Origin of the sequence: Micromonospora sp. NPDC049374, assembly GCF_040677165.1 — a bacterium.
Taxonomy (GTDB): Bacteria; Actinomycetota; Actinomycetes; order Mycobacteriales; family Micromonosporaceae; genus Micromonospora.
Map to the genome: position 1 here is coordinate 423,683 of NZ_JBFAQH010000003.1, position 12,630 is coordinate 436,312.

The window sequence follows — 12,630 nt, forward strand, 5'->3', positions numbered from 1 at the left end:
AGGACGGGACTCACCCTCGGACAGGGGTCCCGTTGAACCAACCTTCGTGGCTACTGGCGGGTAAGGAAGACGTGGGAACTGCCACCTCCGGACAACGGATTTTGTCGGAAACCACCAAGGCCACCCTCCGACGCCGACTGCGGGTGGCCCGGATCACCTCGGACGAGCCTCGTCCGACCACGACGGGTCGAGGAGACAAACACCCTGCGTGGTGGTGGCATCTCCCAAGATCATCTAACGTTTCCCTCGCGGACCTGGTGCTATACGGTCAGCGGGTGAGAGTTGAGCGTCACTGGTGGAACGGCGACCACACCCCGCGCGGACGTCGCGACGTCTACATCCGCACCGACGGCGAGTTGTGGGAGGTCGAGGCCCGGGCCGGCGGCGGCACCGGCCGCTCGAAGATCTACCCCTGCCCCGGCCGCAAGTCGGCGGAGATCCTGGCCGGGGCGTGGATGGGCGGCCAGAGCCGCTGGCGGGTCGTGGCGCCCTCCTGAGCCTCACCGGCGGCCTGCCCGCCGCCCGTCGGGTAAGCTGATCGTGCGACCCGCCTGACCGCGGGTCCGATTCGATGTCCCGGGCCCCGCGCCTTCGACGCGCCAGGCCACGGCCGGCACCGCAGCGCCGGGTGGGACGTCCCCTTCTACGTTCGGAGCCTTCATGGCGGCACGCCGCCCACAGCAACAGACCACCCCGCCCACCCTCCCGACCTTCGCCGAGCTGGGCGTGCCCGCGGCACTCACCCGCGTGCTGGCCGCGACCGGGGTGGACCGGCCGTTCCCGATCCAGGCGGCCACTCTGCCCGACGCCCTGGCCGGTCGCGACGTGCTCGGTCGAGGCCGCACCGGTTCGGGTAAGACGTACGCCTTCGTCCTGGCCGTGCTCACCCGGCTCGCCGCCACCGCCGCGCCGCGCCGGCCCGGACGTCCCCGGGCACTCATCCTCGCGCCCACCCGGGAGCTGGCCACCCAGATCGACAGCGTGATGGCGCCGCTGGCCCAGGCACTGTCGCTGCGCACCATGACCGTCTTCGGCGGCGTGGCCGCTCGGCCACAGATCACCGGGTTGCGTGCCGGGGTCGACGTCCTGGTGGCCTGCCCGGGTCGACTCGCCGACCACGTGCAGGCCGGACACGCCCACCTGGACGCCGTCGAGATCAGCGTGCTCGACGAGGCCGACCACATGGCCGACCTGGGGTTCCTGCCGACCGTACGCCGGTTGCTGGAGCTGACCCCGCGCGGCGGGCAACGGCTGCTCTTCTCCGCCACCCTGGATTCCGGCGTCGACGTGCTCGTCCGGCGTTTCCTCACCGATCCGGTGGTGCACAGCGTCGACTCGACCAAGTCGCCGGTCGCCGCGATGACGCACCACGTGCTGCACGTGCACGCCGAGGACCGGTTCGCCGTGCTGGTCGACCTGACCGCCGCGCCGGGGCGGACGGTGGTGTTCACCCGCACCAAGCGAGGTGCCAAGACCCTCACCCGCCGACTGGTCGCGGCCGGCGTGGCCGCGGTGGAGCTGCACGGCAATCTGGCCCAGGGCGCCCGCACCAGGAACCTCCAGGCGTTCTCCGACGGCACGGTGCGGACGCTTGTGGCCACCGACATCGCGGCCCGGGGCATTCACGTCGACGACGTGGCCCTCGTCGTGCACGCCGACCCGCCCGTGGAGCACAAGGCGTACCTGCACCGCTCGGGGCGTACCGCGCGGGCCGGCGCGGCCGGGACCGTCGTGACGCTGATGACCGACACGCAGGCCCCCGAGGTGCGGGAACTGACCCGCAAGGCGGGCATCGCGGCGACCACCACCCGACTGCGCCCAGGGGACGCGCTGCTGCGTGAACTCGCACCGGGGGAACGGACGCTGGCGGTCGCGCCGGCCGTCCGGCCAACGGCCGCCCGACGGGAGGCGTCACCCGCCCCCGCAGGGCGGAGCCGGCGCGGTGGCAAGCCCGCCCAGGCCGGCTCGACCCGATCCGCTTCAGCCAGCTCGGGGCGGTCCGTTCCGGCCGGTTCAGGGCGGTCCGCCCCGGCCAGCTCGGCGCGCTCGGGTGCCGTCCGGTCCGGTGCGGCAGCCTTCTCCGCCCGGGCCCGGCCCGGCGGGCGTGGCGGCGGTCGCTGAGCGGCACCGCCGCCCGGGACGCTCCCGTCAACGATCCTGAGCAGCGCTTCCAAGAGCCCGCCGGCGATGCCGGCGGGTTTTTCTTGCGCCCCTCGAATACCTAGAACTACTATGCCTAATAGTTCTAGGTATTGGTGGTGGGAGAATCTCATGAAGGTCACCAAGGATCTCGTCGCCGCCTCGGCGACGCCGATGGTGCTCGGCATCCTGGCCGACGGGGAGAGCTACGGGTACGCGATCCTCAGACGCATCAACGAGCTGTCCGGCGGCGAGCTGGACTGGACCGAAGGGCTGCTCTATCCCCTGCTGCACCGGCTCGAACGGCTCGGTCACGTGGAGTCGAGCTGGCAGTCGGTCCCCGGCGAGCGGCGGCGCAAGTACTACCGCATCACCGACAGCGGCCTCGCCGAGCTAGCCGAGCAACGTCGCCAGTGGGACACCGTGGTGAGCGCGCTCAAGGCGATCTGGGTCGACCCCGGCGACGTACGGCGCTCGACGACGATTCCCCTCGGAGGTCTGGCATGACCGCGCCCAGCGGGCCGGACGGCAGCACGGCATCCACCGGCCCGGACGGCACGACCGCGCCAGGCGACCCCGAGGGCGCGACGATGGCGCCCGGCCAGGAAGGGTTGGAGGCCCAGTTCACCCAGTGGCGTAACTACGTACGACGCCGCCCGGAGCTGCAACGCTCCGACGCCGAGGAACTGGAGGACCATCTTCGTGGCTCGGTCGACGAGCTCATCGCCGCCGGTCTGCGCCCCGACGAGGCGTTCCTGGTCGCGGTCAAACGGCTCGGCGGCCTGGACGAGCTGTCCCGCGAGTTCGCCCGGGAACACTCGGAGCGGCTGTGGAAGCAACTGGTGCTCACCGGCGGCACCGACGACCCGGAGACGGACAACCGGTCCCGGCGCGACCTGATCGCGATGATCGTCTGCGCGGTCGGCGCAGCCGTGTCGATCAAGCTACCGGAGCTGTTCGGCCTGGGTTTCCAACAGGACGGCGCCTTCTACGCACCCAACTTCGCGCTGTTCACGCTGCCCTGGCTGGCCGCGTACCTGGCCTGGCGTCGCCGGGCCGGCAGGGCGCTGATCGGGGCGATGGTCGCCTTGTTCACGCTCGGTGCGGTGGCCGCCAACGTCTACTCCCTCGCGGAGGACTCCCAGTCGCTGGTGCTGACCACCATCCACCTGCCGATAGCCCTATGGTTCGTGGTCGGCCTGGCCTACGTCTCCGACGACCTGCGATCGTCGCGACGACGCATGGACTTCATCAGATTCACCGGTGAATGCTTCGTCTACTTCGTCCTCATCGCCCTCGGCGGCGGCGTGCTGACCGCCTTCACGGTCGGCACCTTCCAGGCCATCGGGATCGACCCCGAGGGCTTCGTCTCGCAGTGGTTGCTGCCGTGCGGCGTGGTGGCCGCGGTGGTCGTGGCGGGCTGGCTCGTCGAGGCCAAGCAGAGCGTCGTCGAGAACATCGCCCCGGTACTCACCCGCCTGTTCACGCCGCTGTTCACCGCCGCGTTGCTGGCCTTCCTGGTCGCCATCGTCTGGACCACCACCGGCATCAACGTCGAGCGGGAGGCCCTGATCCTGTTCGACCTGCTGCTGGTCGTGGTGCTGGGGCTGTTGCTCTACTCGATCTCGGCCCGCGACCCGCTGGCCCCGCCCGGACTGTTCGACAGGTTGCAACTCGCCCTCGTGATCAGCGCGCTCATCATCGACGTGCTGGTGCTGTGGGCGATCACCGAGCGGATCACCGAGTACGGCACCACCCCGAACAAGGCCGCCGCACTCGGTGAGAACGTCATCCTGCTGGCCAACCTCGCCTGGTCGGCGTGGCTGATGCTGGGATTCGTCCGCCGCCGCACCCCGTTCGCAGCGTTGGAACGCTGGCAGACCGGCTACCTACCGGTGTACGCCGGTTGGGCCTGGATCGTGGTCCTGCTCTTCCCCCCGCTGTTCAGCTACCTCTGACCTGCCGCGCACCCCGAGCGGCCACCGGCTAGCACTGACGCCAATCGTCCGCGCCCGGTGGCCGCCTGCGCGCCGATCTTCCAGCTCCTGGCACCGGCAACCACTTGAAGCGCCTTCATGCCGATCGACCATGCAGTGAGTGCCGGCGTCTCAGCTGGTCGCGCCGCGCCAGGGATCGACGACATTGATCCCTGTGTCAGTGAAGTCCTTAGTGTTCCGGGTGGCGAGGGTGGCGGCCTGGACGCGGCAGATGGCGGCGATTTGGGCGTCGAACCCATCGATCGGGTGGCCTAGTTTCTCCCGCACCGTGACCACGTCGGCGTAGGCACCGGCTGCGGCGAGGTCGAAGGGCAGCACCTGGCGAGGAAAGGCGGCGAAGATCTCGCTGGCAGCCTGGTGCAGTGATTCCCGGCGCTGGCCTTCCGGCAGCCGCGCAATGCCGTAGCGGATCTCGGCGACGGTGACGGCTGTGGTGTACAGGCCGGTGCTCGAACTCTGCTGGAGCCACGCGAGCACCACTGGAGCGGGCTCGGCCCGCATGAGCTCGGAGACGACGTTGGTGTCGAGAACGATCATCATTCGGGCAGATCCGCCGCACGGGGGGCCGTGGAACGTGCCGGTAGATCCAGCTCGACCCCACCGAGTCTGGTGAATCGATCGGTGAGTGCGCTGAACAGGTCGTTTGCCGGCGCGTCCTCGGCAACTGCCGCAGTGAGTATGTCGCGAATCTCGGCCTCCATGGATCGGCCGTGTTGCGCAGCGCGGCGGCGCAGCTTGTCGCGCACGCTGTCGTCGAGATCTCTGATGCTGAGGGCTGCCATGCTGTTCCTCCCACCCACCCTAATGAGAGCAATGCTAGCATGGGCTAGCGCACGCTGGTCGGCGGGCCGAAGGCGACCGGCACCCCCGGTGAGTAGAGCACGCTTGTCGGTGGCCCCTGCGGCGGCGGCAGCCCGGCGGCGGTGACCAGTTCGTCGTCCAAGGCGAGCAGTTCCGCGTGGTGCAGCGGCCAGCGGGGGTGCCAGTTCGGCAGGTGCCGGGTACGTCCGTACGCCCGGGTGTGCAGGCCCCAGCGGGCGGTGACGAAGTGGTCCAGCGGCGTCGGCTCGGCGATCGGCCCGCCGACCCGGACCTCGATCCGGCTGGTCGCGCCGGTCGGGCCCGGCCAGCGACGCCGACACCGGTAGCTGAGTCGGTCGCCGTCGCGCTCCAGCTTCATGGCCGACCACAGGTACGGCAGCCGCAGGGTCGCCCGGGCGACCAGCACCGGCACCAGCCGGGAGGCGTCGAGCGAGCGGAAGACCACGGCCCGTCGGCCGGAGTCGTCCACGGAGTACAACCGGACGTTGGTCTCCCAGAAGCTGCCGAAGTACGGTACGCCGGGCCCGCATCCGAGCCCCAACCCGACCATCCGGAAGCCGATCAGCCCGACGTAGGTCACTCCGTCGAGCGTGTCGGGGCGGGTGCCGGCGGGCAGCAGCGGCGCGACCCGCGCCGGCTCGACCGGCCAGTGCAGGAAGACCAGATCATCCCAGCGTTGCCGAAGGATCGCGCGGCGGAACCCCCGGATGGGCGCGGCGTCGACCGGCTCGATGTCCACGCACCGATCCTGCCCGACCGGCGTAAGCCGCGGCACCCGGCGCGATCCGCGGTCAGGTACCGGGGTGACGGCTGCTCATCCGGTTTCCGCCGGACCGCTTCGCCGCGTACATCGCACCGTCCGCGTGCGCCAGGGTCTCCCCGAGGGTGTACGCGGAACCGCCGGCCACCCCGACGCTTACCGTCACCTGCCACGCCGCCATCCCGGCCACCGCGTCGACGGTCCGCTGGGCGACCTGCTCAGCGGCACCGAGATCCGCTCCCGGCAGGATCGCGACGAACTCGTCACCGCCCAGCCGGGCGACGAAATCGTCCCGGCGGACACTGGCCGCGACCATCTGCGCCACCGCCCTCAGCACGTCGTCGCCGGTGGCGTGCCCCAACGAGTCGTTGATGTCCTTGAACCGGTCCACGTCCACGATCAGCACCGCCACCGGATCGGTCCCGGCCGCCGTGGGAGTGGCCAGGCGTTCCAGGAAGCTGTCCAGGCCACGCCGGTTGGCCACCCCGGTGAGCGGGTCGATCCGCGCGGCCCGTTCGGCCCGCTCGTGCTGCCACCGCAGCACGTCGTACGACTGCATGGTCACCGCCGCGTGCAGCCATCGGTGCCGCTGACGCCACAGCAGTTCCGCGAGCGCATCGCCGTAGGTGAGGCCCGGCAGCGCGTCGCGCGCCCCGTTCTTCGCCAGCAGCACCGCGTGCGTACGGTGCAGCGCCGCTGTGATCAACCAGTCGTTGTCGGGAGAGAGACCGGTCACCGCCTCCTCGATGACGTGCAGCGCCTCACCCGGCCGCCCGGACCGGCTGAGCGCGACGGCGTGGAACGGCCGGCACAGCAGTTGCTCCTGGTGTCCCTGTCCGACACCGTGCTCCTGCAACGACGCCAGTACCCGGGGGATGTCCTCCGCCGCACCGGCCGGGTCCTGGCGGTCGGCGCGGGCACACGCTGCGAACAGCGACGCGGAGAGCCGCCACACCTCCGCCTTGGGGCCGGAGGCTTCCGTCATCGCCCGCATCGCGTGCTCCTCGGCCACCGTGGTGTGCTTCTCCGCCTCGGCGACCTGACCCACCTGGTACAGCTCCAGGGCCCACATCAGGTTGAGTTCCGCAAGGTTGCACAACCACATCGCCCGGTTGCCGTTGTCCGGATACCCGGATCGGCAGGTCGTCTCGTACGCGGCCTGGAACTGGGGCGCCGCCAGTTCGTAGAGCCGCAGTTTGGCGTAACCGATCGCCAGCCCGGTACGGGCGTTGCCCTCGATCACCGGATCGGGTTCGCCGGCCAGCAGGGCCGTCTCCGCGCGGACGAGATCCCGCAGGACAGCCTCGATGTCGTACTCGGCGATGTCCTGGTCGCCGAGGCGAAGCCGCCGGTCGGCGCGCAGCGACAGCGCGCAGGAGCGCCACCCGGCGCTGTTCTCCCGCTCCGCGGCGACAAGCATCAGATCGGCGGCGGCGATCGCGGCGCGCAGGTCACCGAGTCGGGTCAGCGCCACGACGCGGGCGAAATGCATCGCCGCCGGACCGTCGCGCAGTTCCCCGGTCGGTTCCCGCAGCGCCGCGACCGCCTCCGCCAGCACCTGGGACGCGCCACCGGCCTGCGCCTCCTCCAGTAGCCGCAGGGCTCGGAGGGTCACATCGTCCATGCGGTCTCCTCCGCACCCGCCCAGGGAAGAACAGCCCGATGGTACGGTAATCAGCTCTCTTCGATAGCCTCCGACCGGTTCGGACTCCGCCCCAGCGGGCGCCAGGCAACGAGCGTGACGACCGCCATCGCCACCCCGGCGATCCAGAACGGTGTCGTGATGCCCCAGGTGGCGGCGATCAGACCGCCGACGAGGGAGCCGACCGCCGCCCCGCCCAGGTCGAGTACCGCGTACGCGCTGCCGACCCGCCCGAGCAGCCGGGACGGCACCAGCCGTTGACGCAGCGACGCGACGGTGACTCCCCAGACCATGCCGTGCGCGCTGAAGACGACCAGGACGACCACCACGACCCAGACTGCCGTGGCGGTCGCCAGGATCAGGTGCGTGACCATCTCGATGACCAGCCCGGCGCGCAGCACCACGGTCCGCCCGAACGTCCGGACGAGGCGGGTCGCCACCGCCGTGCCAGCCAACCCACCGACCGCGAACGCGGTGAGCAGGAAACCGTAGCCGACGTCGGAGACGCCCAGCCGCTGCCGGCAGTAGAGCACGAACACCGCGAACGCGGCGCAGAAGGCGACGTTGCCCACGCCCATGCTCAGGGCCAGGGTCCGCAGCAGCCGGTGCCGCCACAACCACCGCACACCCTCGGCGATCGAGCGGACGATCGACGCGTGCGCCGTGGCTTCCGGTGTCGGCACCGGGGTCGGCCGGATTCCGGCAAGCAGCGCCGCGGCGACGGCGAACGTGAGCGCGTTGAGTCCGAACGGTGCCGCTGCGGCGATGACGAACAGCCAGGCACCCAACGGTTTGGCCACGAACTGGTTGCCGATCGTGAAGGTCGCGTAGAGCCGGGCGTTCGCACTCGGCAGCCGGTCCGGTGCGACCACCGACGGCAGCAGCGCACCCATTGCGGTGTCGGCAAGCGTCTCTGCCGTACCGAGCAGGAAGAGCACCGCGTAGAAGACCGCCACCGTGACGGTTCCGGTGGCGACGGTGAGGGCCAACGTGGTGAGGGCGACGGCCCGGGTCAGGTTAACCGTCACCACCAGACGACGCCTGTCGAGCCGATCCACGTAGGCACCGCTGATCAGGGCGAACAGCAACCAGGGCAGCTGTTGTACGAAGACGGCACCGGCGATCAGCGCCGGGTTATCGGTGATCGAGGCGACCAGCAGCGGGCCGGCCGCCATGGTGATGCCGTCACCGACGCTGGACACCGCCGAGGCGGTCCAGAGTTTGGCGAAGTCCGCGCCCAGACGCGCGGATACCAGGGCACGCAAGAATGCTCCTCAAGCTGGAAAGGAAACGGCCGGCAGGGGACCGCTCCGCAGCGAGGAGCACCGCCACCGTCGGTGGACCGACGGTGGGCCGCACGGGTCAGCGCACGGTGAACTCTCGCGCCGGAGCGGGGGCCGTGACCAGGTCGAGGCGCATCTCTACTCCTGTCCGTCGACGGATGTCGAAGCGGAGGATAGCCACCCGATGCCGTACGACGGCACTGGATTTCGCCGGGCCGCGATCGCGACGCCGGTCGATACAGTGACCCGGTGGAGCAGATCAGCCGGCGGCGGTTCCTCGACGAGATGGTGGCCGTCACCCGGGAACGGCAGGCCACCACTCACCTTTACCTGATGCTGCGCGAGGGCGGCGGCATCGGCGTGCAGTGGGAGCAGCCGGGTCTCGACCATCTGCGGGAGTTCCGCGTGGTCGACCCGGACGGACCCACCTGCCCGCACTGTCTGATCATCGAGACGGTCCTGAAGCTGGCCCCGGTCCTGCCGCTCGACATGCTGCGGACGGCCCGTGCCCGGGTGCAGTACGAGAGAATCCTGCGCGCCGGCATGCTGCCGGCGCCGGCGTTCGCCCGGCAGTCGGTGAGTCGTGAGGTCACCTGGCTGGGCGACTGTCACGGTGCGACCGGCAACCCGCACACCGACGCGGACTGCGCCGAACATGCGGCGATCGGTCCCCCTGTGGTCACCGACCCGCTCGACGTGCACCCCGTGACGGTGCTGCCCCGGGCGCTGCTCGAGATGACCGACGTCGCCGGCGTCCGGGAGCGGCTGCGGCTCGCCCGCGACTGGCGCGACACCGCCGCCGAGGTGGCCCGCCGCAGCCGATGGGCCGCGACGACCTGGGGTTTCCTGCGGAGTTCAGCGGTCCTGGGCGTCCCCGCCGGCCTGCCGGGGATGGTCTACGCCCTCGACCCCGACGCGCCGGCCGACGACCGTCCCTTCGCCGAGGTGTGCGCGGCGGCGATGCGGTCGCTCTCCGGTCAGGATGACCCGGTCTACGCGGACCGGGTCTGCCTGGTACCCGACCCGGTGCCCGGCGGCGAGCGGATGCCCAGCTTCGCCGGTGCGGTGGACGTGGCCGCCGGGCAACCGGTACGCACGTTGCGGCTGCCGTCGAGCCGCCGGCCGCTGAGTCGGCTCGGCCGCGGGATCCTGCTGCTGTTCGAGGCGCGGCACGTGATGCTGATCCGCCACGTGCAGCGCACCCCGGACTGGGAGTCGGAGGCGGCGCTGCACCTCTTCGAGTTCGGCATGCTTGAGGAACTCGGCGGCCCCGCGTACACCTCGGCGGTCGCCGCCTACCTCGACGCCCTGCGCCGCGAGGGCGAGCTGCTCGCCCGGCCACAGAAGGTCCTCGGCCGCCGCGAACGCCTGGCGCTCGCCGGCATTTTCGGCGGTATCGACGACGAGGAACTGCACCTGTGGGGGTCGGTCGCCTACCGCAACGCGATCATGGTCATGTTGGGCAGCCAGGCCGCCTTCGCCGAACACCTTCGACGTCAGTCGTCCTGAACCGAGTGACCCGGGTGGGTGGGGTCGGCGCGTCGACCCCACCCACCCGCAGTGTCAACTACGCAGACTCCACTGCTGGTTGGTGCCGCCGTGGCAGGCCCAGAGGTGGATCACGGTGCCGTTGGTGGTGCCGTAGCCGCTGGCATCGAGGCACAGGCCGGACTGTGCGCCGGTGATGGTGCCGTTGGCGTTGACGTTCCACTGCTGGTTGGCCTGACCGTTGCAGTCCCAGATGATCGCCAGGGTGCCGTTGCTGGTGCCCTGGCCGGACGCGTCGAGGCACTTGTTGCCGTACACCATCAGTTGCTTGCTGGCGGTGTAGGTCCAGCGCTGGTTCGTCCCGCCGTGGCAGTCCCAGAGCTTGACCTGGGCGCCGTTGGCGGTGCTCGCACCGTCGATGTCCACGCACCGGCCGGACTGGGCACCGACGATCTGCACACCCTGCGGGCTGCTGCCGCCCTGCGGACCGGCCCCGGCCATCACCGCCTGGGCGCCGGAGGGCCAGTTGCCGTTGGTCACCGTCACGTTGCCGGACACGACGTTGCCCCGGTCACCGTTTGTCACGTTGGTGCTGCCGTTTGTCGACCAGTTGTTGGTGACGGTGAAGTTGCCCATGTTCTCCGCGTACCAGTAGTTGGCGGTGGCCCAGGTGCCGGTGGACGAGAACACGTTGTTGCGGGCGGTGTAGTAGCGGGACCCCTCGTCGAAGTAGACGCCGAAGTAGCCGTTGGTCCGCAGGCAGTAGTTGTCGCTGATCAACCCGCCCGGGTTCGCGGACAGGGTGTAGATGCAGCCGCCGTCGTTCATCTGCTGCATCACGTCGTGCACGTAGTTGCCGATGAGCCGGTTGTTGGACGCGGTGGTGGCCGTCGTGTAGCGGGGCTGGTAGTTGTACAGGCCACGGCCGGCGTAGTGCTCGCTGCCGCCCGCGTCGTTGGATCCCCAGCCGTACCCGATCGACATGCCCGTGTACGGCATGTTGTAGACCTCGTTGTACGAGACGGTGGAGTTGGTGACGTAGGTGGTGAGCACGGAGACGATGCCGCGGTACTCGATCCCCAGGTCGTGCAGGCGGTTGTTGCTGACGGTGATGTCCCGGTTCACCATGCGCTGGTCACTTGGGTGGTGGGCGTCGGCGCGTACGCCACCGACGACGATGCCACCGGCCGCGTTGCGGGCGATCTCGGAGCGGGTGACGATGATGTTGCTGGCACCCAGGCCCACCCCACTGGCGTGGGCGTTGGCGTCGTTGCCGATCCCGATGGCCGTCTGCCCGAGGTTGACGAACTGGGAGTCGCTGAAGGTGATGTTGTTGGCGGCCGAGACCTGCACGGCGGCAGGCATCTGCTGCCAGTTCGGCCGGGTGGCCTCGAACTGCGGGCAGCCGTTGTGGCACGAGGAGAAGCTGGGCCAGTTCCAGTTGCCGTAGATGTAGGCGCCGGTCTGCTGGTCCACGTAGCCCTGATTGCTGCTGGCGCCCAGCCAGGTCGTGCCGGTGAAGGTGATCCCGGTGAACGTGATGTGGTGTGCCGGCGAGGCGTAGGTCCCGCCGAGGTTGACCAGGGACTGCTGCGTCGGCAGTTCCACGCTGACGCTGTTCATGTTCTGCCCGGCGAGTGGGATGTAGGACAGCGCGCCGCTGCCCGGGTCGAGGTACCACTCCCCCGGCGTGTCCAGGAACTCGTAGGCGTTGGCCAGGTAGAGCGGGCCGGCCCGGTGCGGGCTGGTGAAGGTGTCGTAGCCGAAGTTGTTGTTGCTCCAGCCGGGCTGCTGCATCCGGATCAGGTTCCCGCTGATGCTCTGCACCGACACGTACCGGTCGGTGAACGAGTTGACGCTCTCCATCTGGATGCGGCTCTGGTTGGCCAGGTTGTTGAGGTAGTTCAGGGCGCCGCTGGTGAACCTCATGCCGGTGCTGTCCGCGGTGAAGTCCGCCCGGTTGACCTGGGTACGGGCCCGGGTGGCGAGCGCGCCGTTGACGTAGAGCTGACGGGTGTCGGTCCCGGCACCGACGTTGGCCCGCCAGATGTTGCGGCCGGCGTCCACCTGCGACCAGCCGGTGACCGCCCGCGCGCCGCTGATCACGGGACGGGCCGACGGTGCCGCCTGCCAGATCACCCGGTAGCCGTTGGTGCCGGAGTCGGCGGCGGTGAACCGCAGCGGCGAGGAGAGGCGGTACACGCCGTCAGCCAGTTGCACCACGATGTCACCCGACATCGAGCCGTTCATCGAGCGGACGACCGACTGCGCACCGGTCAACGAACACGGTTGGGCGGCGGTGCAACTGCTGCCGCCACCGGAGGGCGACGCGTAGAGGGTGGTGGTAGCGGCGAGGGCGGGGGCGGCGAACGCCGTCACGGCGGTCACGGTGGCCGCAGCGGTCAGCGCCACCGTCGCGGCCGCGGCCAGCACCCGTCGGGGTGCAGCGGGGGGTGGAGGTACGGACACGGGGGTCTCCTTACCTGGACGGGTGGTGCG

11 protein-coding genes are annotated in these 12,630 nt (G+C 70.3%); 5 read left to right on the top strand and 6 right to left on the bottom strand.

The genetic code is table 11. The features are described from left to right. Positions 1 to 275 precede the first annotated feature (275 nt). The 4 genes from AB0J93_RS07855 (at position 276) to AB0J93_RS07870 (ending at position 4,097) form a co-directional block, all read left to right on the top strand. A complete protein-coding gene (locus AB0J93_RS07855) occupies positions 276 to 497 on the top strand; it encodes a hypothetical protein (RefSeq protein ID WP_363919245.1) in 222 nt (73 codons plus the stop codon). A gap of 163 nt (positions 498 to 660) precedes the next feature. Further along, positions 661 to 2,121, top strand: coding sequence for a DEAD/DEAH box helicase (locus AB0J93_RS07860; RefSeq protein WP_363919247.1), 1,461 nt, complete (start codon positions 661 to 663; stop codon positions 2,119 to 2,121). A 150-nt stretch (positions 2,122 to 2,271) separates the two neighbouring features. Beyond that, entirely contained in the window at positions 2,272 to 2,646 is a 375-nt protein-coding gene (locus tag AB0J93_RS07865; RefSeq protein WP_363919249.1) for a PadR family transcriptional regulator, read from the top strand. Beyond that, positions 2,643 to 4,097, top strand: coding sequence for a permease prefix domain 1-containing protein (locus AB0J93_RS07870; protein ID WP_363919251.1), 1,455 nt, complete (start codon positions 2,643 to 2,645; stop codon positions 4,095 to 4,097). Before AB0J93_RS07865 ends, AB0J93_RS07870 begins: the two co-directional genes overlap by 4 nt. A 150-nt stretch (positions 4,098 to 4,247) precedes the next feature. On the opposite strand, the gene AB0J93_RS07875 is transcribed toward AB0J93_RS07870, so the two are convergent. From AB0J93_RS07875 to AB0J93_RS07895, 5 genes are read right to left on the bottom strand one after another with little or no spacing between them, the layout of a single operon-like run. Further along, positions 4,248 to 4,676 carry a type II toxin-antitoxin system VapC family toxin gene (locus AB0J93_RS07875; protein ID WP_363919253.1) on the bottom strand — a complete coding sequence of 143 codons (429 nt, stop codon included), beginning with the start codon at positions 4,674 to 4,676 and terminating at the stop codon, positions 4,248 to 4,250. Further along, on the bottom strand, positions 4,673 to 4,918 hold the full coding sequence (locus AB0J93_RS07880) for an Arc family DNA-binding protein (RefSeq protein WP_363919255.1): 246 nt from the start codon (positions 4,916 to 4,918) through the stop codon (positions 4,673 to 4,675). Before AB0J93_RS07880 ends, AB0J93_RS07875 begins: the two co-directional genes overlap by 4 nt. Positions 4,919 to 4,962: 44 nt before the next feature. Further along, entirely contained in the window at positions 4,963 to 5,697 is a 735-nt protein-coding gene (locus AB0J93_RS07885) for a DUF2071 domain-containing protein (protein ID WP_363919257.1), read from the bottom strand. Positions 5,698 to 5,749: 52 nt separating this feature from the next. After that, the gene (locus AB0J93_RS07890) at positions 5,750 to 7,342 is read right to left on the bottom strand and encodes a GGDEF domain-containing protein (protein WP_363919259.1); all 1,593 of its coding nucleotides are present in this window, start codon (positions 7,340 to 7,342) and stop codon (positions 5,750 to 5,752) included. Between the two features lie 50 nt (positions 7,343 to 7,392). Beyond that, positions 7,393 to 8,625, bottom strand: coding sequence for an MFS transporter (locus AB0J93_RS07895; protein WP_363919261.1), 1,233 nt, complete (start codon positions 8,623 to 8,625; stop codon positions 7,393 to 7,395). Positions 8,626 to 8,892: 267 nt separating this feature from the next. Here AB0J93_RS07895 and AB0J93_RS07900 point away from each other — a divergent pair, with 267 nt between their 5' ends. Next, a complete protein-coding gene (locus tag AB0J93_RS07900; RefSeq protein ID WP_363919263.1) occupies positions 8,893 to 10,152 on the top strand; it encodes a hypothetical protein in 1,260 nt (419 codons plus the stop codon). A gap of 54 nt (positions 10,153 to 10,206) precedes the next feature. Here the strand turns inward: AB0J93_RS07900 and AB0J93_RS07905 are convergent, their stop codons facing one another. After that, entirely contained in the window at positions 10,207 to 12,600 is a 2,394-nt protein-coding gene (locus AB0J93_RS07905) for an RICIN domain-containing protein (protein ID WP_363919265.1), read from the bottom strand. Between the last annotated feature and the right edge of the window lie 30 nt (positions 12,601 to 12,630).